Source organism: Nocardia sp. NPDC051832, assembly GCF_040681285.1.
In the GTDB taxonomy this organism is placed as follows: Bacteria; Actinomycetota; Actinomycetes; order Mycobacteriales; family Mycobacteriaceae; genus Nocardia.
Genome location: NZ_JBFAYL010000001.1, coordinates 1,786,262 through 1,811,977 on the forward strand (window position 1 = coordinate 1,786,262; position 25,716 = coordinate 1,811,977).

A 25,716-nucleotide genomic window follows, 5' to 3' on the forward strand; every position below is an offset into this window, starting at 1 on the left:
GGACGCTGTGTCAGGTCATGACATTCGGCGTCGATTTGCTGTGCGACTTCACCGTAAAGCCACCCTCCGGACGCCGCAAGTTCTCACGAATACTTTTTATTGCGAGTGCTCTTTTTCTAAGTTGCACAAGCGCGAGGTCAGGGCTACCGTACTGACATGTCGTGCGTCACATCGTGATCCGATTGGTGATGCGGGCCACTCCTTGTGCACAGTTCGGACTCCCTACCCGGAGCGGCGCTGAGTTAACGCGGATTTAACTGTGCCCCAAGCTCTTCCACTTCCGAGGACTTTCGACAGCAACGCCGGTCGCGGCCGGCGTGCCGAGATGAGGCAGCAGATATGAGAATTCGCGGCAACGTTGCCGTTTCGGCGCTCACAGCGCTGACCGGCATGGCACTCACCCTGACTGGCGGTGCGCCGATAGCCACCGCGGACCCCGCGCCCGCCGCGAGCTGCGGCAACTGGAGCCGAAGCGTCGTGGCCTCGGGCTACAACATGCTGGAAGGCCTGGGCTTCGACGGACGCGGCGGCCTGCTGCTGTCCGATCAGTCGGCCAGCGGCGTCGGCGGCGCGATCCGGCGACTGGACGCCGGTGGCGCGCGCAGCACCGTCACCATGGTGGACGGCCCGGGCGCGGTGCTGGTTTCGGGAGACACCGCCTACTACGTCTCCGGACTCAGCCTGCCCTCGGTGCTGTCCGGCAAGACCGACGGCGCGATCAAAGCCATCGACCTGGACACCGGCGCGATCTCCACCGTCGCGGCGAATCTGCGCCTGCCCAACGGCCTCGCGCAGCTGCCGAGCGGCGACTTCGTCTTCACCTCCGACATGGGCCCCGAGCAGCGGGTATCGCTGGTGCGCAACGGTTCCTACGCGGGACCGTTCGCCGCACTGACCTCCACCAACGGCGTCTCCTACGACGCCGAGCGGCGACGGCTGTTCGTCTCGACCACCTTCGACCCGGTCACCACCATCGCCATGTACGACATCGATCGGCCCGGCGCCGACCCGACGCTGTTCACGCTGCCCGGTTTCGGCCCGCTCAACGGCGGCGACGATCTCACCGTCGGCCCCGACGGAAACGTCTATCTGGCATTGAGTATCGGCGGCAAGGTGGTGCGGCTCGACCCGAGCACCGGCGCCTCCTGCACCGTCGCCGACGGCCTCCCGCTCACCACCGCGGTCGAATTCGGGTCCGGTCCGGGCTGGGATCCGAACGCACTGTACGCCACCAGCTATCTCGGTACGGTGACCAAGCTCACGCGCCAAACATAGTTCGGCACAACACGTTCCATCTCCGGCGAAGCCGCCGCACAGCACTGCGACTGCGCGGCGGCTTCGCTCATGTCTGTCTCCGGCCACAATCGGGCGGGCCGAATCTTTGGTCCGATGCACAGGGGGAGATCGCGCCTGTTGGGCACTGTGCGGGATGATGATTAATCACGCGTCAGCCCTGAGGGGAGGATCATCCGGTGCCGAACCCGAACCCGACCCCCACGCGCCGCACCCAGGCCGAGCGCCGCGCGGAAACCAGCGCCAAGCTCATCGAGGCGACCATCGCGATCCTCTCCGAGCACGGCTACGCGCAAACCTCGGTGAAAGCCATCTGCGAGCGCGCGGGCCTTTCCCACGGCGCGCTCTTCGGCCGCTTCGCCACCCGCCTGGATCTCGTCGTCGCGGCCGCCGCCGAAGTCTCCCGCCGCCAGGTCGACACCTTCATCGAGCACGTCACCCATCTCCCGGACACCGACGACCTCGCCGTCGTGCTCCCCCTGCTGCGCGAAACCTCCCGCGCCGCCATCAACGCCGTCTGGGCCGAACTGCTCATCGCCGCCCGCACCGACCCCGAACTGCGCGGCCACCTGGCCCCCGTCAGCGCCGACTACGCCCGCGCCATGCTCGACGCCAGCGAACGCGTCCCCACCATGCGCCGCATCCCCGAAGACCTCCGTGCCGGCCTGGTCGCCGTCATCATCAACCAATTCTCCGGCGACGCCCTCGCCCGCCTCCCCTTCCCCTCCGACGAAGCCGACAACCGCACCATGGAAGTCCTAGTAGCCATGCTCTCCACCTACCGAGACTCCTTGCTCTGACCGCCTTTCGCCAGCGGGTGCGCGAGATCACGGAACGGCGGCTGATTCCGGAACGCCGGAACTGAGATATTCGGAGTGTCCGATACGTCCCGTTGATGGAATCGGCACCTAGACTGGGCGGCGTGAAAGTTCGACGGCTGATCGTCCTGTCCCTGTTCGCGCTGCTGGCTGTGTTCGGCGCGACCGCATGCACGGCCGAGGGGTCGGGCAGTAAGACCGAGTGCCAGATCAGTGGCTGCACGATCACCTTCGATCGGGGGGTGAACGCGAAGGCGTCGGTCCTGGGGATCGATGCGGAACTCGTTGCGGTGAATGGGAACACGGTGACATTGAAGGTCGGTGGGCAGCAGGTGGACGTGCCGGTGGGCGATACGCAGCCGACCGACGGGTTCAATGTGACGGTGCAGGAAGTCACCACCGACAAGGTCGTGGTGAAGATCGCGACCGGCATCACCACCAACAACTGAGTACAGACCAGCGACCGGCCGGCTCGGCGTCCCCTGGCCACCAGCCCCCGCGCTGCCGGTGACGCCCGAGGTCTGAGCTCCACGCCACGCCACGCCATCCGGCGCTACCGAAGACAACGATTCTCCGGCCGTACCGTGAGCTCGACCACCGCGGTCCTGCCGTGCTGGGGGTTTCCGAACCCGCGTCGATGGCCCGGGGGCCGGCCGCGGGGGGTCCGTCGGGCAGAAGACGCAGGCTCCTACCAGTACGGAGGCGACTTGGTATCGGTGGCGGTCCGGCTGTTCGGCTCGATGGTCGCGCTCGGCGTGGTGGTCGGCACGGGCGGGTGCGTGGACGGCGGGTCGCCGCCGGTTGACGGACTGCGTGCGCCGGCCGCGGCAGCGGTGGTGGGCAGCCAGGACACTGAGCTGCTGTTGCGCGGAGCGCCCTGGTGGCCGTCCGGGTTCAACGCCCCGCAGATCGCCACGAACTATGCGATCAACTACGGGTGCGGGGCTGAGGTGGATCTCGACGAGTTCTTCGGGAAGTTGCCCCGCAACTCGCTGACCCGGTTCGCGATGTTCCAGGCGTTGGCGGTGAACAAGAGCACTGGCGAGCTGGACTTCCGGGCTGCGGACGCGGTGTTCGCGGCGGCGCAGCGGCATGGGCAGCTGGTGCTGCCGGTGCTGATCCCGCAGAACGGCGATTGCGACGACGAGGTATTCAAGCAGCGGGATTGGTTTGTGCGGGGGTGGACGGAGTATCGGCCGATTGCGGGCCGGGCGGTGATGAGTCCGCGCGATTGGGTGCGGACGGCTGTCGAGCGGTGGCGCAGTTCGCCGATGGTCGCGGGGTGGACGGTGATCGGCGAGCCGGAGCCGAGTAATTGCGCGGGTAGTACTTGCGAGGAGCGCCGCCGAACCTGTCCAGGTGACGCCGCGCAGGTGTTGCGGGCTTTCATGGACGAGTCCGGCGCTCTGGTCCGGGCCCTCGATCCGCAGCGCCTCATTTTCGCCGGCTTCCTCGGCGGTGGTCAATGCGGCACCGTGGCAACGGAATTCGAGTTCGTCGGCGCCGCACTGAATGTCGACGTGCTGGAATATCACGACTACTCCGACGGCGACGTCGCGCTGCCAGGTGGCCGGCGCAATGGCCTGGCGACGCGTATCGTGCAGGCGCGGGCACTGCGAAAACCGCTGCTGGTAGCCGAAATCGGGATTCCCGCCGGATCCTGCCTGCCGGTGGCCGAACGCCGCGACTATCTGGCCGCCAAGCTGGCGGCACAGCGAGATGCGGGCACTGCGGGCGCGCTGTTCTGGGCCTTCGTGCCCGATCCGCGCCCGGATCAGTGCACCCTGGACATCGGACCCGACGATCCGCTGTGGGCGGTGGTGGCCGAGTACAGCACCCTCGGCTGATCAGCTGGACCCGAGCACCCGGTACAACCGCCAGCCCACACCGCTGGCCCCGACCGAGGGAATCTCCAGCTCCAAAGTCGCTATCTGCGCGCCGTTCTCGAACATGGTCGGGTAGCGGCGGTTGATGGCGTCCGATGCGCCGCGCCCGATGGTCGGCACGGCGAGAATGTATTTCACCCCGCGTTCGGCGGGCCGGTTGAGCACCCGCACGAAATCGCGATCCGAGGGCACCACGAACTGATCCGGCCGATCCGAGGCCACCACCACCGCGAATCCGTACACGGTATCCATGAGTACCGAGCCGGGGGGCAGATGCAGGCTGTCCAGATGGTCCGCCAGCTTCCGGCCGGTGGAGAAGGTCGCGGCGATGGCACGCTGGTTCGCGTAGCGCTCGGAGGCGTTCTCCGGCTGCGGACGCAGCACCGCACCCAGCGCGTACTCCTGCACGGCGAGCAGCTGATTGTTCATGCCCAGCGTGGTCAGCGGCACCGACACCGCCAGCAAGGCGACCGTGAGCAGTAATCCGGCAACCGGAGCCGGACGCGGCGATTGCGCTGCGGCGGCGGCCCTTCCGGGCCGGCGACTGGGCGGTTCACCACGCCCGGGCGCGATGGTCAGCGCCAGGATCGCCGCCAAAGGTATCGCCCCCACATAGAACCGCAGGAACGCGAAGGTCGATCCGCTGACGTAGCTGAAGGTCTGGAAGGCCAGCACCGCGCCGCACAGCAGCAGCGGCACCACGATCTGCAGATCCCGGCGACGTACCGCGAGTGCGCCCGCGACCGGAATCAGCAGTGGCAGTGCGGGTCCCAGCACCAGCATGGCGGCGATCGAATATTGCAGCGCCGCGGCCTCGGCGCCACCACCCGCCGCGCCCTCCTGCGACAGGATCGCGGCATTGCCGTACTGCGAGGTGAACTGCTGGAAAGCCTGTCCGGTGATCAACCAGCTTGTGGCCGCCCAGACAACCACCGCCATACCGATCGGCGACAGCACCAGGAAAGCGTCCATTCCGGCCGCCCACCAGCGCTGGGCGCCGCCGCGCCGCCGCGCACTCAGCACCCAGACGAACGCTCCGGCCGCCACGGCGGGCGCTACCGCGTCGTAGCGGGTCAGATAGGCCAGCCCGAGCGCGATTCCGGCCGCGGTCAGGTCATGCGCGTCGTCGGTGCGCACCCAGCGCATCAGCCGCCGGATGGCCCAGCACAGGAAGAAGACGAACAGGGCCTCGCTCATGCCGTTCCCGGCATAGAACACGACCATCGGATTGACCGCGAAAAGCACTGTGACACAGAGGGTCAGCCAGTACGGTGCGCCACGATCGGTGCCGATGCCGTAGATCATGGTCACCGCGCCGCCCATGAACAGCGAGCTCATCAGCACCCCCGAGATGCCCCAGGTGGTGAGCCACGGGAACACCGGCGCGAGCGCCACCATGGGCAGCTGCGCCAAGGAGGTCAGCGGCGTGAATACGAAACCGATGGCCGACAGGTGCGGGTCCCGGCTGAACAGGGCCGCCTGGGTGGCCGAGACCCGGCTGAGCGCGTCACCCATCAGATACCCGTGGCCCGCCGTGAGAATGACGCCGGTCACCACATACAGCAGCGTGGCGGCGGCGAACACGACGACAGGCCGGCGCGGCGCGGTCATGCCTGCTTCTCCGTCGTGCCGAGCCCGTGAAAGGTCTTCTCCCAGTACGACGGATTGCGCACCAGCTGCCAGCAGCCCTTGGTCGCCGCGATGCTCATCATGAGCCAGTACAGCGGTGAGGTGAGACAGGCGAACAGCAGGTCGGCGCGATCGTTCTCCCGGCAGGCCACCAGATTCATGTAAATGGTCGAGGCATTGCCGATGAGGAGGGCGATCAGCGCCGGGAAGTACACGACGGCCGGGAACAGCACGCCGATCTGCCACGGCTGGCCCAGCAGCCAGGACAGGCTGATGAACCAGAACACCAGATTCAGGCACGCGATGATCGGCGTCCCCGCGAGGAACAGGGTGAACCGGATGAAGCCGACCGTTCCGATATTGCGCCACAGCTCGATCGGCCGTCGGGTGTGCACCAGCCAGCTCTGCAGGTAGCCCTTGTACCAGCGCGAGCGCTGCCGAATCCAGTTGATGGGATCGGGATTCGCCTCTTCCAGGGTGACGGAGTCGATCACGGCCGTCGCGAAGCCGCGCGCCGCGATGCGCACGCCGAGATCGGCGTCCTCGGTGACGTTGTAGGGGTCCCACGCGCCGATGGCCGTCACCACGTCACGTTTGAAGTGATTCGAGGTGCCGCCCAAGGGAATCGGCGCCCGGCTCCGCATCAGCCCGGGCAGCAGATAGCCGAACCACAGCCCGTAATCCATGGTGAACCAGGCCGTGAGCAGATTCTGCCCGGGATTGTGGAAGGCCAGCTTGGCCTGCACGCACACCACGGTGTCCGGCAGCTCCCGGAAGGCCGCCACCACACGCCGCAACTGCAACGGATCGGGAATGTCCTCGGCGTCGTAGATGGTGACGATATCGCCGGAGGCCCGCTGCAAACCGTAGTTGCAAGCCTTCGGTTTGGTGCGCGGATCCGCGGGCGGCACCAGCACCACCTCGATGTGCGCCTTCGCGCTGGCGCCGATTCCGGCTGCGTACGCCGCCTCGATGGTGGGCGCGTCGTCTTCCTCCAGCAGCAACAGCACCTGGAGGCGGTCGCGCGGGTAGTCGATCCGATCCAGAGCGCCGACCAGATCGCCGACCACTTCAGGCTCGCCGTAGGCGGGCACCAGAATGGTGTAGGGCGGCAGGTCCGTGGCGGCGAGCGCGCGCTCGTCGGAAACGGTCATGATCGAATCGCGGGCCATACCGCGTTTGAAGATCAGGATGCGGTCGGCCATGACGGCCAGGTAGCCCAGCGTGCACAGCGCGACCAGCACCGTCAGGGTCGGCCGGGGGAAGAAGACCGTACACAGCACGACGACGGTCAGCGCCGCGAGCAGCGAATTCCGCTGCCAGGGCAGGAAAGCGACGGAAGCCGAGGCGAGCGGATCGGATTCACGCAGCCCGTGCACGGCCGCGTGCAGGGCGCGCTCCTTGAATTCCGGGGAATCGGGATCGACCGTCGTCACGAGGCCCGCATTTCCACCATCGCGCGGGCGAGGCTGGTGAGCATGTCCTGATCCTTCGGCTCGAGGTCGGCCTCGACCGCATGGGAGTGGGTGTCGAGCACCACGGCGTTGCCACGCAGGAACTGATTGAGCAGGTTGCCGATATTGCCCGAGATGGTGTGCTGCAGTGCCGGGAACTCGGCGTCGGGCAGGTGATTATCGGCCGCGATCAGCGTGATTCGTTCGGCTCCGCCCGCGCCGGCCCAGTTCCAGGACAGCCAGGTCCAGCTGAGCAGCCGCCGGTCGTCTAGCACGATATTGAGCCGGGCGGTGACGCCGTGCCCGAGATCGATGAAGGTGGGCGGACTGATCCGTGGCTGGGGCAGCCGGTACAACACGAACTCCGGCAGTTCGTGAATGGTGTACTCGTCATCGGCGCGCACCGTATCGATGACCACGCGGCGGCGCCGGGAATCCTTGTCCCACACCGGGTTACCCCGTTCAGCGCGAATGTATCGGCGCACCAGATGCGCTTGTGGGCCCAGATATCGCTGTGCCCAAGGGAATTCGACTTCCTCCAGCAGCTGCCAGCCGGGTGGCAGGGTCGGTGGGTGGGCGATGACCAGTCCCGGGACCACCGGAAAGGTTTTGTCATAGTCCTCCGGTATCGGAATGACGGCCACCAGGGCCGTGGCCACCACCACCGTCGCGACCGCGCTCCAGGACTGTGCGGCGGTCAGCGGATTCAGCGGCCGGCCCAGGGGTTTCAGCGGCGCGCCCCAGCGCTGGGCGACGTACATGACACCGCAGCCCACGAAGATCGCCAGGACCGATGGCACCGCCTGATAGACGTAGATGGTCGCCGCCGGGAACCAGGTCCGGATGACGAGGACGCCCGCGCCACCCACCGCCAGCGTGATGAGCGCCGCCACCAAGCCGCGAAACATGGTGCGCGCCGCGCCGATTCCCGCGGCCACCCCGGCGAACAGCAGCATGGTCACCCCGGCCGCGGTCCGGTCGCCGCCGAGGGTCACCATCAGCAGCCGGTACAGCGTCGGCGAGGCCACCAGCAGGAAGACCCACACCGGCCAGAACCGGGCGACCGGCCGCAGCCCGAACAGCAGGACGCACGCGCTGAACAGGAACAGCCAGGCCGACAGCACATCCAGATGCAGCAGCTCGTACTGATAGCGGTAGCGCGGTACGAGCAGTCCGATGACCGCCGCGGCCAGGCCGAGCCCCAGCGCGCCGACGATGATGTCGGTCTGCCGATCGTGAATGGGCAATTCTCCGCCGCGGCGCAGCGCTATCCCGGCGGCCGCGAAGGCCGCCAGCCCGAGCAGCACATAGAAGTAGCCGAGATAGGAACCCTCCCAGACGTCCTGGCGGATCTCGAGCCAGGTGGTCCAGTACGCGGCCGTGACGGCGGCGAGGATCAGCAGCCCCTTCCGGACTGTCTCCGGGGCCGAGCTCCGCCGCGCGTGCCGGGGGCTCATATCACTCTTCGCGCTTACGCCGCACCAGGATCAGCAGGCCGAACAGCAGGCCGAGGACCAGCGCCAGCACCCCGGCGATGGTCAGCACCCGAGCGATCGGAATCACCGGTTCGGGCGCCGGTTCGGCGGCAAAGGCTTCCGCCGGATCGAAGTACCGCGGTTCGCGATCCCCGGCCTGATACAGGACGGTGCCGGTCAGCCGGGCCCAGCGTCGCCCGTCGGCCTCCAGCCAATCGAGCAGGCCGTCCAGCTGCTCCGGTGTGCCGGTCGAGGCGGCGACCAGCACGGTACGCCCGTCGATCCGTGCGGTCTGCAGCGAGCTGTGCGGCAGCATCGGGTCGATCCGGAGCTCCGCGCCCGTGTCCGCGGCATGCACCGTGACAGTGTCGCCGGAGGCCGACAGCGGCAGGGTGATCGACGGGGGCACCGCACCGTCGGCGGCGACGAGAATGGCGGGCAGCCTGCCCTGCGCGGCCTTGTCGAAGGGCGCCAGTTCCGGGCGCAGCGGCACCGCGGTCAGCCGTTGCAAGCCGACCAGGATCCGGACCGCGCGCTTGGTGTCGTCGAATCCCGGTGTGCGCAAGCCGATCTGGACGTTGGGCAGCAAGGCCTGCGGCAGGGATTGAAACCCGGCCGGGACCGGTGGCCGCGCGGCGGTCCCGGTGATCCCGCTCGCCGGATCGATGGTCAGCGTGATCGGTTGTTCGAGACCGCAACCGTGAGTGAGGCCGGACTGATGCAGCGCCACGGTCAGCGACGTGTAGCGGCTCAGCACCGAATCCGGAATGGTGAGGACCCGCTCGATCCGCCCGGACGCCTCCACCGCCCAGCTGTCGATCTGCTTGCCGCCCGCGGTCACCGTGAGCTGCCCGTTCATCGTCTGCGGCAGCGGAGTGTAGTTGCCGAGCAGGCGAATCCGCAGGTTCCGGGTGGGCCGCCCGAGCCGGGTCTGGTCCACGCCGATGTCGACGCTGACCGTGCCGAATGAGGTTGCGCTGAGCTGGGTTTCGCCGAGTTCCTGCAGGGTGCTGGCCTCGGGCGCGAGTTGCGGCGCGGCGGGCAGTGCGACCGCGACCGCGCCGGACGAAATCGCGATCTGCGCCAAATCGCTGGTGAGCAACCGCATCTGATCCGGCAGCGTGGCCCGGCTGCCCGAAAGCGTCAGCAGCGGAGCGGAAGCACCGCCGCTCATCCGCAGACCGGTGTCGTTCGACTCCACGATCGCGATCTGGCGTTCCAGGAATCCCGGAGCGTGATCCGGAACCGGCGCGCCCGGCGCCACCGCACGCAGATCCACCGTCACCGGCTGTGCCCCGTAGCGGGCGACCACGGCGCTGCTCAAGGCCAGGGCGGCGGCGCTCTCCACCTCCGATAGTCGCTCGGGCACATACACGGTGAGCCGATCGAGCACCGGCGGCAGGAAATCCGCGACCGTCGTCGGCTGGACCTCCCGGCCGGAATACACCACCGCCGGATTCGACAGCGTCAGCGGACGGCCCAGCCAGTCGGTGACACAGGTGCCCGTTTCCGGGACCAGCGCCGACCGCAGCCGCACTGCGATGGCATTGTTCTCGATCTCGGCCCCCGCCAGCGGAATCCGGACCGCCGCATCGCGCTGCAACGGCAGCTCGACCCGGCTCAGCAGCCGCTCGCCGACCGTCGCCTCCAGCGTGCCGCGCGCGATGAACGGCGGCAGTTGCACCGACGCCACCAGCGCGGTGGGCGCGAGACCCGGCAGGACCGGCACAGTCAGCGACACCTCGTGCTGCGGCCCCGGAAAGGCCAGGCTCGATCCCATGCCGAGCGCGGGCAGGGTCAACGACACCTCGTCGGCGGCCGGGGCCGCGGGCGGCGCGGACGGGGCCGGCTCCGGCGGCTGAGCGCCGGCCGGCAGGGGCGCGAGCAGAGCGGTAACCGCTGCCAGCACGGCTACGCAGTTCGCACGCAAGGTCATGACCGGTCTCCTGGTTCGAACCGCAGTTGCCTATGCTTCGCGCGAATGATATAGCCGACACGCATAACAAAAATGTCGACATGCCGGAGCGCGTTCAGGGCGGCGGCTGCTCGCCGCATATTGCGCCACGCCCCAGCGGCTGATCGCTTCCACGGCGTAGGCCGCGGCCATGCGTGTCAGTACCGGTGTCAGGGCGACGTCAGGGCGCTGTCAGACGGGGCCGACAAAGTAAGCGCATCGAACAACACGGGCCGGATCAAGGTTCCGGCCAACTGCCACAACACATTTCAAAGGAGCACACCATGTCCGTCACTCTCGCCCTGACCTCCGACGCCAAGAACACCGTCCGCACCGCCGCCTACGGCGCGGTCGCCCTGCTGGCCGCCGCCTCCGCCAAGCCGCACAAGGCCGCGACCGCGGGCTCGGTGGCGCTGATGTCGGCGACCGGCGCGGTCGGACACGTGCTGGCCGCGAAATCCAAAGACATCACGCTGTCCGGCAAGTCCGTCGCCGAGCTCGCCGATCAGGTCCTGCCCGCCCTGACCACTGCGACAGCCCTGCTGCGACAGCAGGATCCGGCGGAGGCCGACAACTTCCGCGCCAGCGTGCTGGTCGCCCTCGACGCCGCCAGCGGTTCCGGCCGGCCGGGTCCGGTCGGCGCCGAGATGACCCGCAAGATCACCGCCGCTCTGCACGCCGCCTGACGGGCGCCGCGCGCCGGCCGGACGGCCCGTTGAGCTACGCCGACACCGCACTGACCGAACTGGTCAGCGCGGTTTCGGCGTTCACCAAGGGATCAGCCCGGCGACCAGCCCGGTAAACACGACCGCGGGCGCGCTGGCGATCTGCCAGGACCAACGGCGCTCCCGGCCCACCAGGTAGAGCGTTTTGATCGCCCACACCGACAGCGAAATGCTCAGCACCAGTCCACCGGCCACCAAGCCGAGGAGTTGGTCGGGGCCGGTGAGGTCACCGACCCCGGGAGCCGTGCCGAGGTGCGCGAACAGCAGCACCACCACCGCGACGAACGTCCCGGCCAGGGTGGCGCGACCCGGCGCGGTGGCGGTGTCCTGTTGCGCTGGAGCCGATTTCACAATTCCAGGCTACCGATCCAGTACCGTGCGACAGCCCGCCGGGCACGGCTCTCGCCGAGCCGGCGCAGCGGCTTCGAGACGTCCGGAGCCGTTGCCGCGTCGATCGATTCGAGCTCGCGTATCGCGTTTCGAAGGTCACCTGCACTCCCGGCCGACGAGCTACCGGGCACGATCCAGTACACCGAATCAGGAGGTCGCGTGCGCCGGGAGCCCGTGCTCCGCGAGCGCGGACAAGGTGCTGGAGCAGCCGGCGTCCACGCGCAGGGTCGCCAGGTCGTCGCCGCGGGTGCGGCCGCGGTTCAGGATGATCACCGGGCGGCCGTTCTTGGCGGCGTGCCGGACGAAACGCAGGCCGGACATGACCGTCAGGGACGAGCCCGCGACCAATAGCGCGTCGGCCTGATCGACCAGTTCGTAAGCGGCGGCGACCCGTTCCCGGGGCACGCTCTCGCCGAAGTAGACGATGTCGGGTTTCAGCATGCCGCCGCAGCGCGCGCAGTCGACCATCCGGAAGGACTCGGTGTCCTCGATGACCGCGTCGGCGTCGGGCGCCACCTCCACCCCGGTCGCCGTGGCGGCGGTGACGAAATCGGGATTCGCGGCTTCGAGCCGATCCGCGAGCGCCATCCGGGAGATGAGCGCCTCGCAGCCGAGGCAGCGCACGCGGGCATACGTGCCGTGCAAGTCCAGGACCCGGCGATGCCCGGCTTTGGTGTGCAGCAGATCCACGTTCTGGGTGATCAGCCCGGTGACCACGCCGAGTCGTTCCAGCCGCGCCAGCGCGCGGTGGCCGAGATTGGGCCGCGCCGCGTCCATCCGCCGCCAGCCGATATGGTTCCGCGCCCAATACCGTTGCCGGAAGACCGGATCCCCGACGAACTGCTGGTAGGTCATCGGATTGCGGGGCGGCGAGGCGGGCCCGCGATAGTCGGGAATGCCGCTGTCGGTGGACAATCCGGCCCCGGTGAGCACCGCCACGCGGCGGCCCGCGATCAGGTCGATCAGCGCGGCCAGCTCCGCGTCGGGCAGCCCCGGTGTCGAAAGGTCCCGCATGCGCTTCAGGGTACGGATCCGACGCGAGGGCCCACCTACCGGATCCGGCGCCCACGCATCCCCTATGGTGTGAGCCAATCGACGCCCTCGCCGGTTACCCCCGTCACGTGGTGGCGATCACATTTACCACGCACCCTGCGCAGCCCGTGCACAGAACTTCTCGCCAGTATTGCGCACATTGCTCAATTTATGACACGTCTCTTGTTCATTTAGCGCCGTAACTACAGACTGTGGCCAACAAGTGCTCAACTATGCGAAGCGCCCGATCGGCGCTGAGCGGATGGGTGGAGACTGATGACCGAGCTCGCGGACCGCGAACTGATCCCAGCCCCCTACGACCTCGCCGACCGCTACCGGGTCGGCGCCGGAACCGTTGTCCTGACCGGTGTGCAGGCGATTGCCCGCCAACTGGTCGAGCAGCATGTGCGTGACCTGCGCGCGGGACGCCGCATCGGCACGTTCGTGTCCGGCTATCAGGGCAGTCCGCTCGGCGGCGTGGACAAGATGCTGGCGGGCATGCCCGCCGTGCTGTCCGAGCACGACATCACTTTCATCCCCGGCCTCAACGAGGAACTGGCCGCCACCTCGGTGTGGGGCAGTCAGGGCGAGCTGCCCGAGGACGCCGCCACCCACGACGGCGTGGTCGGCGTCTGGTACGGCAAGGGCCCCGGCCTGGACCGCGCGACCGACGCGCTGCGGCACGCCAATATGTACGGCGCCAGCGCCCGCGGCGGCATGGTGTTGCTGGTCGGCGACGACCCGGCCTCGAAGTCCTCGACCGTTCCCGCGGTGAGCGAGCGCTCACTGGCGGCGATGAACATTCCGGTGCTGTTCCCGCGCAACGCCCGCGAGATCATCACCATGGGCCTGCACGCCGTCGCGCTCTCGCGCGCCAGCGGCTGCGTAGTAGCGCTGAAGATCGTCGCCGACGTGGCCGACGGCGCCTGGACGGTCGACGGCGCAGTCGGCGACATCGACATCACCGTCCCCGAAATTCTCTGGGAGGGGCGGCCGTTCGCGTACAAGCAGCGCCCGATGGCCGCGCCCACCGACAGCGTCATCGCCGAAGCCGACCTCTACGGCCCGCGCTGGGAAATGGTGCACGCCTACAGCACCGCCAACGACCTCGACGTGATCGAGGTGAACCCGCCGCACGCCACCGTCGGAATCGCGGCCACCGGAACCACTTTCGACGCCGTCCGGCAGGCCCTGCTCGACCTGGGCGTCGAGGACGCCGACCTGATGCGCGCCGGCGTGCGCCTACTGCGCATCGGCATGCCGTTCCCGATCGCCGGCCCCCGGGTGCGCGAATTCGCCCACGGCCTGGACCATCTCATCGTCGTCGAGGACAAGACCGCGTTCCTCGAAACCCAGATCCGCGAAATCCTCTACGGCAGCGGCGATGCCCCGCGCATCCTCGGCAAGCGCGACCTGGACGGCAAGCCGCTGTTCCCGCAGGACGGCGAACTCACCACCGGCCGCATCATCGCGCCGCTGCGCCGCGCCCTCAACGCGCACCCCGATATGCTCGGCCTGACCAAGAAGCGCCCGCTGCCGCAGCCGCTTTCGCTGTCGGTGCTGCCCGCCAAGCGCGCCGCCTACTTCTGCAGCGGCTGTCCGCACAACCGCTCCACCGCGGTCCCCGAGGGCTCGCTGGCCGGCGGCGGCATCGGCTGCCACACCATGGTCACCATGTCCGGCCGCGAGGACTCCAAGGTGCTCGGCCTGACCCAGATGGGCGGCGAGGGCGCGCAGTGGATCGGCCAGGCGCCGTTCACCCAGGTCCCGCACCTGTTCCAGAATGTCGGCGACGGCACCTATTTCCACTCCGGCCAGCTCGCGGTGCAGGCCTGCGTCGCCGCCGGGGTCAACATCACCTACAAGCTGCTCTACAACGACGTCGTCGCGATGACCGGCGCGCAGGACGCCGAAGGCGCACTGGCCGTGCCGAAGCTGACGCACAAGCTGACCGTCGAGGGCGTCAAACAGATCATCGTCTGCGCCGACGAGCCGTCGAAGTATCGCAAGCGCGATCTGGCGCCCGGCACCAAGCTGTGGCACCGCGATCGTCTGGACGAGGCGCAGCGCGCGCTGCGCGAGATCCCCGGCGTCACCGTCCTCATCTACGACCAGCACTGCGCCGCCGACGCGCGCCGCCAGCGCAAGCGCGGCACCCTGCCGACCCGCCGCACCCGCGTCGTCATCAACGAGGCCGTATGTGAGGGCTGCGGCGACTGCGGCGCCAAGAGCAACTGCCTGTCCGTGCAGCCGGTCGACACCGAGTTCGGCCGCAAGACCCGCATCGATCAGACCTCCTGCAACACCGACTACACCTGCATGGACGGCGACTGCCCGTCGTTCGTCACGGTGGAGCTGCCGGACCCGGCCGAGGCGAAGGCCAAGAAGCGCAAGAAGACTCAGCATCCCGAGCCGCCCGCGCTGCCGGCGCTCGCGCACACCGCGCCGACCAGCACGCAGAACGTCTTCCTGGCCGGTATCGGCGGCACCGGCATCGTGACGGTCAACCAGGTGCTGGCCACCGCCGCGCTGCGCGCCGGCTACGACGTCGCGAGCCTGGACCAGATCGGTCTGAGCCAGAAGGCCGGGCCGGTGGTCTCGCACCTGCGTTTCGTCGCGGGCGAACTGGAGCCCGCCAACCGCCTCACCCCGGGCTCGGCCGACTGCATCATCGCCTTCGACCTGCTCGCCGCCACCGACAACAAGAACCTCGCCTACGGCTCGGCACAGACCACCCTGTCGGTCGCCTCGACCAGCCAAACCCCCACCGGCGACATGGTTTACGACAAGTCGGTGAGCTACCCGGAGACCGCCACGCTGCTGTCCCGGCTGGAACGGGCCTCGCGGTCGGTGCGGTCCTTCGACGCGCTGGCCGCCGCCGAGGTCCTGTTCGGCAACACCGCCGCCGCCAACTTCCTGCTGGTCGGCGCGGCCTGCCAGTCCGGCGGACTGCGGATCCCGGCGGCCGCCATCGAGGAGGCCATCAGCATCAACGGCGTCGCGGTGGCCGCGAACATCGCCGCCTTCCGCTGGGGTCGCGCCGCCATCGCCGAGCCGGACGCCTTCGCCGCGGCGACCACTCGCGAGCAGCGCGCGAAGACCGAGGTCACCATTCCGCCGGCCCTGTTCGACGGCTTGACCGCCACCGGCGAGACCCGCCGCCTGGTCGAGTTGCGGGCGGCCGAGCTGATCGGGTTCCAGGGTGTCAAGGTGGCCCGCGCCTATGTCGCCACGGTGCAGCGCGTCTGGGCCGCCGAGCAGCAGCGCACCAGCCGCACCGAATTCAGCGAGCAGGTCGCGCGCGGCCTCTACAAGTTCACCGCCTACAAGGACGAGTACGAGGTGGCCCGCCGCCTCACCGATCCGGCGTTCCTGGACGAGGTCGCCGCCCAGCTCCCCGACGGCGCGAACCTGACCTACAAGCTGCACCCGCCGGTGCTGCGCGCCCTGGGCCGCAAGAAGAAGATCGGCATGGGTCCCAGCAGCCACGTCGCCCTGCGCGTGCTGGCCAAGGGCAAGCGGCTGCGCGGCACCAAGTTCGATCCCTTCGGCTACGCCCACGTCCGCAAGGTGGAGCGGGTTCTGCTCGCGCACTACACCGACCTGGTGTCGGCCCTGGCCGCCGATCTGACCGCCGAGAACTACGACCGCGCGGTCCAGGCCGCCGGCCTGACCGACGTGGTCCGCGGCTACGAGGACATCAAGCTGGCCAACGTGGAGCTCTACAGCGAGCAGCTGCGCGCGCTCGGCTTGGAGCCGCCGCAGGTGTAAGCGCCTTGCGGAACGGGACGTCCGGCACCTCCAGGCCGGGCGTCCCGTTCGTCGTTACCGCGCAGCACACCGACCGTATGGCTCACGCGATCGAATCGATGGCCGAGCCGTGATCGAATCTCCGATCCCCCCGGCGATATACGGATATGGGCAACCGATCAGCCCCCGCAGATCGCCGAGACCGCCCCGGACAGCACCGCCAGCCCGTGTTCGAGTTCGTCGTCGGCGATGGTCAGCGGCGGCAGCAGTTTGATCACCTCGTCTTCGGAGCCGGAGGTTTCCACCAGCAGGCCCCGTTCGAAGGCGAGGCGGCAGGCCTTCGCGGCCTGCGACGCGTCGTCGAAGGCCAACCCCTGCACCAGGCCCCGGCCGCGCATCGACAGACCCGGATGCGCGGCGACCAGCTCGGCCAGGGCGCCGGCCACCCGTTCGCCCTTGGCCAGCGTCGACTTCTCCAGCGCGTCGTCGGACCAGTACCGCTCCAGCGCCACCCGCGCCGTGACGAATGCCGCGTTGTTCCCCCGGAAGGTGCCGTTGTGCTCTCCGGGAGCCCATTGGTCCAGCTCGGGCCGGAAAAGCACCAGCGCCATGGGCAATCCGTACCCGCCGATCGACTTCGACAGCGTGACGATGTCAGGGGTGATGCCCGCGAATTCGAAGGAGAAGAATTCGCCGGTGCGCCCGCAGCCCATCTGGATGTCGTCGACGATGAGCAGAATGCCGCGCGCGGAGCACAATTCGGCCAGCTGCCGCAGCCAGGCGGCCCGGGCCACGTTCACCCCGCCCTCGCCCTGCACCGTCTCCACGATGACGGCGGCGGGTTTGTCCAGCCCCGAGGACGAATCGTCGAGGGCGCGCCGCATCCACCGGAGTTCGTCCGCGTCGCCCAGGAAGCCGTCGTAGGGCATCGGCACGGTGTGCACCAGCGGCACTCCGGCGCCCGCCCGCTTGGCGGCGCTGCCCGTCACCGACAACGCGCCGAGCGACATGCCGTGGAACGCATTGGTGAAGTTCAGAATCGGCTGCCGGCCCGTGACCTTGCGTGCCAATTTCAGTGCGGCCTCTACCGCATTGGCTCCGGTCGGTCCGGGAAATTGCACTTTGTACTCGAGTCCGCGCGGTTCGAAGAGGATGTCGCGCAGGGATTCCAGCAGTTTCCGCTTCGCCACCGTGGACATATCGAGCCCATGGGTGATCCCGTCGCCCGCGATGTAGTCGAGCAGCGCGCGTTTCAGTGCCGGATTGTTGTGCCCGTAGTTGAGCGAGCCCGCGCCCGCGAAGAAGTCCAGATAGTCCTTGCCCTGCTCGTCGCGCAACCAGGCGCCGCTCGCGGTGTCGAACACGGTCGGCCAAGATCGGCAGTAACCGCGGACATTCGATTCGAGGGTTTCGAAAACGGTCCCCTGGACGACAGACATCGGCGGTCCTTCCACGAGCGTCAGAACGAATCTGAAGTGCCTGTGTTTCTAACACTGAGGCGACAGGTCTGTCTCGCTTTTCCCCAAACCGCGCGGAACCCTACCGCGCGTCCACACCACGGCACTACAGTTGACTCCTTGTGCGCTGCAGTGCGGAGGGGGCAGAAATCTTGGCTGCGGCAGCGAAATTGTGGCGGGCCCAACGGGTCTACCTCCAACTCGCCGTCGCCGGATTCCGCAGGCAGGCCCAGTACAAGCTGGCGATGTTCGCCGGCCTGTTCACCAACTGCGTGTTCGGCATGGTCCGGGCGGCCGTGATGCTGGCGGCGGTGCGGGCCGGCAGCGAGTTCGGCGGCTATGACGAAGGCACGATCGGCGCGTATGTGTGGTTGTCACAGGGGCTGCTGGGGGCCATGCAGTTCATGGGCCCGCCACTGGAATTGGTCGATCGGGTGAAGAACGGAGACATCGCCATCGACTTCCTGCGCCCGGTGGACATTCAACTCGGCTATCTCGCAGCCGATCTCGGCCGCGCCGCCTGCACCCTGCTGCCGCGCGGCATCCCCAGCGTGGCCTTCGGCATGCTCACCTTCGGCCTGGCCATGCCCAGCACGCCCGGCCCCTACGCCTGGGGCATGCTGAGCCTGCTGTGCGCCATCATCCTGTCGTTCCTGTGCCTGTTCGCCGTCGGGCTGATCGGCTTCTGGGTGGTCGAAACCCGGGGCCTGCGGGTGCTGTACCAGATCTGCGGCACCTTCCTGGCGGGGCTGTTCGTCCCAGTGCACATGTTCCCCGAATGGCTGCGCACCATCGCCCACGCCACCCCATTCCCCTCGATCCTGCAGGCCCCCATCGACATCCTGTCCGGCCGCGCGACCGGGATGGAGTCGGTGTCGCTCGTGGGCACCCAGCTGTTCTGGGTGCTGGTGATCGGGGCGGCCGGGCGCATCCTGCTCGCGGCGGGCCGCCGCAGGCTGGAGGTGCAGGGTGGTTGAACTACGGGTCGAGAACCAGCCCTACGGCAGCTGGCTCACCCCTTACTCCGCGGTGCTGCGCTCCCGGATCCGCGCCCAGCAGACCTACCGGCTGTCCTTCGTCAGCGAGGTGTTCAGCGCCTTCCTGATCGGCATCGTCGAATTCGCCGAGGTGTGGGTCATCTTCCACCAGGTGCGGGTACTCGGCGGCCTGGACATGGACGCGGCGCTACTGCTGTTCGGTTTGAGCAACACCGGATTCGCGCTGGCCCAGGTGCTGGTCGGGCATCTCGATCAGCTACCCACCCTGATCCGGCAGGGCACCCTGGACGCCTACCACCTGCGACCGCAGCCGCTGCTGTTGCAACTGATCACCGGCGACATCTCGCTGCGCCGCTTCGCCAGGGCCGCGGTGGCGATCGTCATTCTGGGAATCGGCTTGCTGCGCAACGACATCGACTGGAGCCTCGGCGCGTTTACCCTGCTTGCCACTACCCTGTTAACCGGCGTCGTGCTGTTCGCGGGCATTTTCGTCTGCGCGGCCGGGCTGCAGTTTTTCCTGATCGATGGTGCCGAACTGACCAACAGCTTCACCTACGGGGGATCCTTCGCCGCAATGCAGCCCGCCTCCGTCTTCCCCACACCGCTGAAACTTCTGTTCGGTTTCGCCATCCCGGTCGCCTTCACGGCCTACCTGCCCACCATCGCACTGCTCCAGCTACCGGGGCCGGACATCCTGCCCGCCTGGCTGGCGTGGCTGGCCCCACTGGCCGCACTGTGGGTATGGGGAGTCGCGTTCTGGCTGTGGCGGCTCGGAACCAGGCACTACCAAGGAGGTGGCGGATAAGCGTGGCGGACAGCGATTTATCGGATGCGATCGTTGAAATCGAGGACTTGACCAGACAGTTCACGCTGTACCGCAAGAACGGCAAACGTTGGCGCAGACAGCGCGACACCCTCACCGCGGTCGACCAGATGACCTTCCGGATCGAACGCGGTGCCGCGGTCGGGTACATCGGCGCCAACGGTGCGGGCAAATCCACCACCATCAAGATGCTCACCGGCATCCTGGTGCCCACCTCGGGCAGCGTGCGGACCTGCGGACTGGAACCGGTCCGGCAGCGCAGGCAGCTGGCCGCGCGGATCGGCGTGGTGTTCGGGCAGCGTTCCCAGCTCTGGTGGGATCTGCCGCTGCGCGAGTCGTTCTCGATCCTGGCCGCCATCCATCGCCTGGAACCGGACATGACCCGCAAACGCACCTACGAGCTGGTCGAGCAGCTGGAGATGGCCGAGACCCTGGACACCCCGGTGCGCCAGCTCTCGCTGGGCCAGCGGATGCGCGCGGAAGTCGCTGCGGCCCTGCTACATTGCCCGGAACTGGTGATCCTCGACGAACCCACCATCGGCCTGGACGTGCTGTCCAAACAGCGGCTGCGCGAGTTCCTGCGGGCCGAACGGGTGGACCGCGGCACCACGCTGCTGCTCACCACGCACGACATGGGCGATATCGAGCGGCTGTGCGACCGGGTGCTCGTCGTCGATCACGGCCGCCTGGTCTACGACGGCTCGCTCACCGGGCTCGGCCACACCGTGGGCGCCCGCCGCGTGCTGGTGGTCGACCTGGCCGAGCCGACGCCCGACCTGGTCGACCTGCCCTGCCACGCGGAACTACTCACCAGCGAGGGTGACGGGATCCGCCAGCGCCTCGCCTTCGACGCTCGAACCACCACGGCCGCACAGCTTCTCGCGGCCGTGTCCGATCGCGCGGAGGTGCGCGACCTCTCGATCGAGGAACCCGAGATCGAGGACGTCGTCCGCCGGATCTACGAATCCGCGCGCTGAACGATCTCCAGGGACCCCGGCTCCCGCGGTCCCTGATCCAGCCGGAAGGGCGGATACTCGTCGCGCAACAGCGAGGCGTACACCTGTACACGCAACGACCAGCGTTGCAGGCCCATGATGAAATCGAACAGCCGCGCCGGATAGGTGGCAGTGCACAGCAGCGCGATCACCGCGATGAGCGTCAGTATCGGCGCAAGCGCGATCCAGGACATTCCGTAGTCGTCCGAGAAGGCCGCATATCCGCCGCCGGCGAAGGCCATAACCACCAAATAGTGCGGTATCGCCAGTAGCCACCATTTCACCAGCACCAGCCCGCGGCTGAAGTGCTCGGGATAGTCGACTTCCAGATCCGGCCGTTCACGGGAATATCGCTTGCGACATTCGGGCCGCCCGACCATACTGCTGGACGATCTTGCCGAAACTCGTTGCCCTGGGGGGAATCTCGATATGCGTAAATCTCGTCCGGCCGTTGTGGTCGTCGGCGTCCTGTTGATCACGGTGCTGGTGCTGACCATGAGCGGCTGCGGAAAGAGCAAGAAAAAGAAGAAGTACTCGAGCTCCTCGCCCGGTACCTCGCAGACCACCGGCACGCCGTATCGCGACTGCGAGGAGGCCTGGCGGCTGGGTAAACCGCCGATCCGCAAGACCGACAAGGGCTTCTCGGTCACCCTGGACCGGCTCGACGGCAAGGAGGACGGTGTGGCCTGCGCCACTCGCCCGAGCGCGACCCGGACGCCGACTCGGACGCCGACGAAGACGCGCTGAGGTTCCGGAAACGACGAACCGCCCCGGATGCCGAAGCATCCGGGGCGGTTCGGAATCAGCCGCAGCTGTTTCTAAGGTCTCAGCCGCCGAAGGAGCCGGTGAACAGGGTGTTGAAGATGCCCGACAGCGCGGCGGAGCCGGTGTTGAGCAGGCCGTTGAGGGCAGCGGAACCGGTATCGATGATCACGGGAATCATGTAAAGCAACCTCCATTGTTGGAATCAGTCGCCGGGCGCCTTCGTGGGGTGCCCGACACCGGAGACGATGCCGGTGTGGTCTGTGAAAGCACTGACCGCAACCTGATAGCGAACTTAGAGGCATGGGTGTTTCAAATCACCGTAACGGTGGACCCTCAGGCTCGATGCCAGGTCATCAGCTCGGCGCCGACCCATGCGAGGAGTACAGGCTGACCTCGCCACCTTCACCGAGGAACGCATTCACCAGCAGGATGCGCTCCGCACGCAAATCCTCCGGGTGTGGCGACTCGGTAGTTATCGAGATCTGCGGGATTGCCGCCCAGTTCACCACGTAGCGTTCGGGCGGCCCGTCGTCATCGGACAGCCGCGCGAGCCGGAACACCGATACCGTTTTCCGGACGACCAGGTTGCGTACGACCTCCGCGATTCGCTCGGGGTCTTCCAGCGCGAACATGAAGCCGAATGTGAGCTCGGGCGAGGACACGTAGGCAGGCACGAACATGGAGGTTAGTGCATCTGTTCACAGTGCACAGCCGCCTCGCCCAAGGTGGTTGCCACCCATGCGCTCTCGCTCTGGATCAGCGCCCGGAAGCAGGTGGAAATGTCCACCGCGCGTGACCGATCCGTAACGGCCCATAACGATTTCCCGGCAACTGGTTGTCTTTTACGCTATACGGTTGCACCGGTCCGACTATCGCGCTTTCCTGAATATGTCCCGATTTTCTCGGGCCGTCTTCCTCATCGCATCGTCGCGGATTTCCCGGTTTCTTTGCCGTGCTGGTGGACCTGTGTGGGGGGCGTCCGAGGCCCGGGGCTGCGCCGGGGCCGAGGGGTGCCCCTCCCCGAAATCCCCCTCGGCCCTGGCGCATCCAAACAGTCGAATCGAAATCCCACCGCAAGGGCGTGCACCATGCAATACGCCGAGTCTACGAGTTCCCAGCCGATCATCGGAACCGACGAGTTGCCGCATCGCTCCGCGCTGTTACGCGCGTTTCGCGAACCCACCGACCCCAGCCACCGCAAGCACCGCGTCCTCACGGCCGCGCACGAGCTGGTGGAATGCCACGAGCGGCGCAGCCGGGCCCTGCTGGCCGCGCACGCCCCGGACGCCTCCCCCAGCCGGGTCGCGGCGTGCAGTCAGCTGGTCGAGGACATCGATGAGCACCGGCACGCACTGATCGCCTGCATCGACGATTGGGTCGCGACCAACGTCGCGCACCGCACCGGAGCCTCCCTGCACACCGAAACCCTGGGTGCGGTCATCGACCGCATGGCAGCGAAATGGATTGCGGCACAACAAGCTCTGGGCATGAACGGTAACAGCGTGACGCGGCCACCGCAGGTGGACTCGGATGCCCACCTGCAGTGGACCCGGCTGGCCGAACTCGCCGACGGCTACCAGGACCTGATCACCGACGTGGTCCAGCATCGCCGCCGGCTACCGGTCTGGTGAGCGCCTAGCGCTTCTCGCCGGGGTCGACGATCTCCGGCTCGATGATCTCGGGTTCCACGACCTCGGCGGTCACGAACGAGCTACCCGCGGGCGCCGTCGGCTCGACCTCCTCGTCGTAGGAGGTGTCGACATCGTCGAAGCCCTGGTCCGAGCGCTCCATCGCGTCGCGCCGGGCCGCCGCGGCCGCCTCGTTCATCTCGATGGCGTCGGTGATCCAGTCACCGATCTCCTTGGTGACCTCGGCCACGGTGCCGGTGATGATGGAGGCGATATTGCCGACATGCCTGGCACCCGAAGCGGTTAATTCTTGAATCAAATCTTTGTTGCTTTCGAATTTCCCGATCATTCACACACCGACTTCGCTTGCCTTTCGCTGACGCATCACGATAACACCGGGCGCGGGCTCGGACGCGACCAGCGAAGGCGGCAGTGCGAGCTTGCAAATCTTCCACCACACCGACGCGACCTGCTTGCTCAGCGGGCCGGTGTTGTAGGGCAGGCCGTATTTCTCACACAGCGCGCGCACTTCCGGCGCCATCTCCGGATAACGGTTCGCCGGCAGATCCGGGAACAGGTGGTGCTCGATCTGGTGCGACAAATTCCCGGACATGATGTGGAACAGCTTGCCGCCGGAGATGTTCGCCGAACCCAGCATCTGCCGCACGTACCACTCGCCGCGGGTCTCCTCGGCGGTCTCTTCCTCGGTGAACGTCTGTACGCCGGTCGGGAAGTGCCCGCAGAAGATGATCGAGTAGGCCCAGACGTTGCGGACCAGGTTGGCGGCCACGTTGCCGGCCAGTGTGCTGACGAACAGCGGTCCGGTCAGTGCCGGGAAGATCAGGTAGTCCTTGAGGACCTGCTTGCCCGCCTTGCGCCACTGGCCCTTGACCAGCTTCTTGACGTCGGACCAGGAGCGCCGGCCGCGCACGATGTTCTCGACCTCGAGGTCGTGGCCCATCACGCCCCACTCGAACAGCATCATCAGCGCGAACGCGTACAGCGGCTGCCCCAGGCGCAGCGGGTTCCACTGCTGCGCCTCGTCCATCCGCAGGATGCCGTAGCCGATGTCGCGGTCCTTGTTGTGGATGTTGGTGAAGGTGTGGTGCATGTAGTTGTGCGAGTGCCGCCACTGGTCGCCCGGGCAGACGTTGTCCCATTCGAACTCGCGGGAATTCAGGTCCGGCTCGCGCATCCAGTCGTACTGGCCGTGCATCACGTTGTGGCCGATCTCCATGTTGTCCAGGATCTTGGACACACTGAGCGCGCCCACCGCGGCCAGCCAGACCGGCGGCAGGAAGCCCAGGTACATCAGACCGCGCCCGGCGATCTCGAAACCGCGCTGCGCCTTGATGATCGAGTAGATGTACTCGCGGTCGCGGTCCCCCAGGTCGGCGACCACGCGGGCGCGCAGGTCGTCGAGCGCCTGGCCCAGCTCCTCGACCTGTTCCGGGGTCAGGACCAGCGGTCCGTCTTTGGTTTCGGTCAGAATCGTCATGATTGTTCCCCTGTCGTTGTCTCGTCAGACGTCGATCTCGACGTCGCCCACCGGCGCACTGATGCACAACTGGATGGGCTGGTCCGGGTCACTGTTGGTTTCCCCGGTGCGGACATTGCGTGTACAGCCGGTGCGGCGAACCGCGGTGCAGGAGAAGCAGATACCCATCCGGCACCCGTACTCCGGGCTCAGCCCGGCGGCCTCGGCCTGCTCCAGCAACGTCGATCCGCTATTGGCGGCGCTTACCCCACTGGCCGAAAAACTAACCGTCCCATGAACATCCGTGTCATCGACCGGCGCGAAGTTGAGCGTGAACTCCTCGGTGTGCAGCCGGTCACCCAGCTGCTCGGCCTCATAGACCTTGCGCACCGCGTCCATCAGGGCCTGCGGCCCGCAGACGAACGTCTGCGCCTCCGCGAACCAGGGTGCGACACGCTCCAATTCGTCGTAGTCGAAGTACCCGGCGCCGCTGATCTCCGTGCAAGAGCGGACGGTGACCGGCTCCAGGTCGTCGGCCGCGTGCCGGCCCGGATAGCGCAGCTCGATGCGGAAGTTGTTGTGGGCCCGGGCGATCGCGTCCAGTTCGGCGCGGTGCGGCACCAGCACCGGCGATTTCGCGTAGTGCAGGAAGGTGAGCTCGCCCCGGTAGCCCTCGCCCGCCAGCGTGCGCAGCATCGATAGCACCGGGGTGATGCCGCTACCGCCGCTGACCAGCAGCAGCCGGTCCGGGCGGGCCTTGGGCAGCGCGAAGGTACCCGCGGCGGGTTCGAGGTCGACCACCAGGCCGGGCGCGGCGTGCCGGTAGAGATGCTCCGAGACCAACCCGCCCGTGTGGGATTTGACGGTGAGCTGAATATGCTTGCCGCGGCGGTTTTCCGGGTTCACCGGCGAATAGCATCGGGTATGCCGGATGCCGTCGATCACCACGCCGATCTGGACGTATTGACCCGCGGTGTGGCCCCGCCACTGCCGGGTCGGACGCAAGGTCAGCGTCACCGATCCCGGCGTCGAGCGGCGCACATGGGTGACCTCGGCCCGTAACCGGCGCGCGGTCAGCGTGGGCCGGATCAGTTCCAGGTAACGGTCGAGCGGGTGCGGCGTGGTCAGCGTCTGCACCATATCGATGAGATCCACCATTTGGTTCTC

23 protein-coding genes are annotated in these 25,716 nt (G+C 67.7%); 11 read left to right on the forward strand and 12 right to left on the reverse strand.

Going from position 1 to position 25,716, the window contains the following annotated elements; genetic code table 11:
- Nucleotides 1-339: 339 nt before the first annotated feature.
- The 4 genes from AB0M14_RS07990 to AB0M14_RS08005 all read left to right on the forward strand — a co-directional run bounded on the left by AB0M14_RS07990 (nucleotide 340) and on the right by AB0M14_RS08005 (nucleotide 3,958).
- On the forward strand, nucleotides 340-1,275 hold the full coding sequence (locus AB0M14_RS07990; RefSeq protein ID WP_364990243.1) for a hypothetical protein: 936 nt from the start codon (nucleotides 340-342) through the stop codon (nucleotides 1,273-1,275).
- Nucleotides 1,276-1,472: 197 nt separating this feature from the next.
- Complete coding sequence (locus AB0M14_RS07995; RefSeq protein ID WP_364990246.1) at nucleotides 1,473-2,093, forward strand: TetR/AcrR family transcriptional regulator; 621 nt, start codon at nucleotides 1,473-1,475, stop codon at nucleotides 2,091-2,093.
- 122 nt (nucleotides 2,094-2,215) lie between these two features.
- Nucleotides 2,216-2,560 (forward strand): hypothetical protein, encoded by a 345-nt coding sequence (locus AB0M14_RS08000; RefSeq protein WP_364990249.1) that lies wholly within the window; start codon nucleotides 2,216-2,218, stop codon nucleotides 2,558-2,560.
- Between the two features lie 267 nt (nucleotides 2,561-2,827).
- Nucleotides 2,828-3,958: a beta-mannosidase gene (locus tag AB0M14_RS08005; RefSeq protein ID WP_364991406.1), complete on the forward strand. Its 1,131-nt coding sequence runs from the start codon at nucleotides 2,828-2,830 to the stop codon at nucleotides 3,956-3,958.
- Here the strand turns inward: AB0M14_RS08005 and AB0M14_RS08010 are convergent, their stop codons facing one another.
- Genes AB0M14_RS08010 through AB0M14_RS08025 form a run of 4 tightly spaced genes read right to left on the reverse strand, consistent with a single transcriptional unit; the run spans nucleotide 3,959 to nucleotide 10,491 of the window.
- The gene (locus AB0M14_RS08010; protein WP_364990252.1) at nucleotides 3,959-5,608 is read right to left on the reverse strand and encodes a glycosyltransferase family 39 protein; all 1,650 of its coding nucleotides are present in this window, start codon (nucleotides 5,606-5,608) and stop codon (nucleotides 3,959-3,961) included.
- A complete protein-coding gene (locus AB0M14_RS08015) occupies nucleotides 5,605-7,062 on the reverse strand; it encodes a glycosyltransferase (protein WP_364990255.1) in 1,458 nt (485 codons plus the stop codon). Before AB0M14_RS08015 ends, AB0M14_RS08010 begins: the two co-directional genes overlap by 4 nt.
- Nucleotides 7,059-8,537 (reverse strand): hypothetical protein, encoded by a 1,479-nt coding sequence (locus AB0M14_RS08020; protein WP_364990258.1) that lies wholly within the window; start codon nucleotides 8,535-8,537, stop codon nucleotides 7,059-7,061. Before AB0M14_RS08020 ends, AB0M14_RS08015 begins: the two co-directional genes overlap by 4 nt.
- A gap of 1 nt (nucleotide 8,538) precedes the next feature.
- Nucleotides 8,539-10,491 carry a hypothetical protein gene (locus AB0M14_RS08025; RefSeq protein WP_364990261.1) on the reverse strand — a complete coding sequence of 651 codons (1,953 nt, stop codon included), beginning with the start codon at nucleotides 10,489-10,491 and terminating at the stop codon, nucleotides 8,539-8,541.
- Between the two features lie 302 nt (nucleotides 10,492-10,793).
- Between AB0M14_RS08025 and AB0M14_RS08030 the strand changes: the two genes are divergently transcribed.
- Entirely contained in the window at nucleotides 10,794-11,195 is a 402-nt protein-coding gene (locus tag AB0M14_RS08030; protein WP_364990263.1) for a hypothetical protein, read from the forward strand.
- Between the two features lie 81 nt (nucleotides 11,196-11,276).
- On the opposite strand, the gene AB0M14_RS08035 is transcribed toward AB0M14_RS08030, so the two are convergent.
- Both AB0M14_RS08035 and AB0M14_RS08040 read right to left on the reverse strand, forming a co-directional pair.
- On the reverse strand, nucleotides 11,277-11,585 hold the full coding sequence (locus AB0M14_RS08035; protein ID WP_364990266.1) for a hypothetical protein: 309 nt from the start codon (nucleotides 11,583-11,585) through the stop codon (nucleotides 11,277-11,279).
- 186 nt (nucleotides 11,586-11,771) lie between these two features.
- Nucleotides 11,772-12,638, reverse strand: a complete 867-nt coding sequence (locus AB0M14_RS08040; protein WP_364990269.1) for an NAD-dependent protein deacetylase — start codon at nucleotides 12,636-12,638, stop codon at nucleotides 11,772-11,774.
- 294 nt (nucleotides 12,639-12,932) lie between these two features.
- Between AB0M14_RS08040 and AB0M14_RS08045 the strand changes: the two genes are divergently transcribed.
- A complete protein-coding gene (locus AB0M14_RS08045) occupies nucleotides 12,933-16,427 on the forward strand; it encodes an indolepyruvate ferredoxin oxidoreductase family protein (protein WP_364990272.1) in 3,495 nt (1,164 codons plus the stop codon).
- A 158-nt stretch (nucleotides 16,428-16,585) separates the two neighbouring features.
- Here AB0M14_RS08045 and ectB read toward each other — a convergent pair whose 3' ends face one another.
- On the reverse strand, nucleotides 16,586-17,845 hold the full coding sequence (gene ectB, locus AB0M14_RS08050; protein ID WP_364990276.1) for a diaminobutyrate--2-oxoglutarate transaminase: 1,260 nt from the start codon (nucleotides 17,843-17,845) through the stop codon (nucleotides 16,586-16,588).
- A gap of 170 nt (nucleotides 17,846-18,015) precedes the next feature.
- On the opposite strand from ectB, the gene AB0M14_RS08055 reads away from it, so the two are divergent.
- From AB0M14_RS08055 to AB0M14_RS08065, 3 genes are read left to right on the forward strand one after another with little or no spacing between them, the layout of a single operon-like run.
- Entirely contained in the window at nucleotides 18,016-18,840 is an 825-nt protein-coding gene (locus AB0M14_RS08055; protein ID WP_364990279.1) for an ABC-2 family transporter protein, read from the forward strand.
- Entirely contained in the window at nucleotides 18,833-19,666 is an 834-nt protein-coding gene (locus AB0M14_RS08060) for an ABC-2 family transporter protein (RefSeq protein WP_364990282.1), read from the forward strand. Before AB0M14_RS08055 ends, AB0M14_RS08060 begins: the two co-directional genes overlap by 8 nt.
- A gap of 47 nt (nucleotides 19,667-19,713) precedes the next feature.
- The gene (locus tag AB0M14_RS08065; RefSeq protein WP_364990287.1) at nucleotides 19,714-20,661 is read left to right on the forward strand and encodes an ATP-binding cassette domain-containing protein; all 948 of its coding nucleotides are present in this window, start codon (nucleotides 19,714-19,716) and stop codon (nucleotides 20,659-20,661) included.
- Here the strand turns inward: AB0M14_RS08065 and AB0M14_RS08070 are convergent.
- Entirely contained in the window at nucleotides 20,643-21,059 is a 417-nt protein-coding gene (locus AB0M14_RS08070; RefSeq protein WP_364990291.1) for a DUF4389 domain-containing protein, read from the reverse strand. The genes AB0M14_RS08065 and AB0M14_RS08070 overlap by 19 nt on opposite strands.
- Before the next feature lie 49 nt (nucleotides 21,060-21,108).
- On the opposite strand from AB0M14_RS08070, the gene AB0M14_RS08075 reads away from it, so the two are divergent.
- A complete protein-coding gene (locus AB0M14_RS08075; protein WP_364990294.1) occupies nucleotides 21,109-21,426 on the forward strand; it encodes an excalibur calcium-binding domain-containing protein in 318 nt (105 codons plus the stop codon).
- A 371-nt stretch (nucleotides 21,427-21,797) separates the two neighbouring features.
- On the opposite strand, the gene AB0M14_RS08080 is transcribed toward AB0M14_RS08075, so the two are convergent.
- On the reverse strand, nucleotides 21,798-22,124 hold the full coding sequence (locus AB0M14_RS08080) for a hypothetical protein (RefSeq protein ID WP_364990297.1): 327 nt from the start codon (nucleotides 22,122-22,124) through the stop codon (nucleotides 21,798-21,800).
- Nucleotides 22,125-22,532: 408 nt separating this feature from the next.
- On the opposite strand from AB0M14_RS08080, the gene AB0M14_RS08085 reads away from it, so the two are divergent.
- The gene (locus tag AB0M14_RS08085; RefSeq protein WP_364990300.1) at nucleotides 22,533-23,075 is read left to right on the forward strand and encodes a DUF4254 domain-containing protein; all 543 of its coding nucleotides are present in this window, start codon (nucleotides 22,533-22,535) and stop codon (nucleotides 23,073-23,075) included.
- A 4-nt stretch (nucleotides 23,076-23,079) separates the two neighbouring features.
- Here the strand turns inward: AB0M14_RS08085 and AB0M14_RS08090 are convergent, their stop codons facing one another.
- Genes AB0M14_RS08090 through AB0M14_RS08100 form a run of 3 tightly spaced genes read right to left on the reverse strand, consistent with a single transcriptional unit; the run spans nucleotide 23,080 to nucleotide 25,707 of the window.
- Nucleotides 23,080-23,391, reverse strand: a complete 312-nt coding sequence (locus tag AB0M14_RS08090; protein ID WP_364990303.1) for a hypothetical protein — start codon at nucleotides 23,389-23,391, stop codon at nucleotides 23,080-23,082.
- Nucleotides 23,392-23,421: 30 nt separating this feature from the next.
- Nucleotides 23,422-24,570, reverse strand: a complete 1,149-nt coding sequence (locus tag AB0M14_RS08095; protein WP_364990307.1) for an acyl-CoA desaturase — start codon at nucleotides 24,568-24,570, stop codon at nucleotides 23,422-23,424.
- A 24-nt stretch (nucleotides 24,571-24,594) separates the two neighbouring features.
- Nucleotides 24,595-25,707, reverse strand: coding sequence for a ferredoxin reductase (locus AB0M14_RS08100; protein ID WP_364990310.1), 1,113 nt, complete (start codon nucleotides 25,705-25,707; stop codon nucleotides 24,595-24,597).
- Nucleotides 25,708-25,716 lie beyond the last annotated feature (9 nt).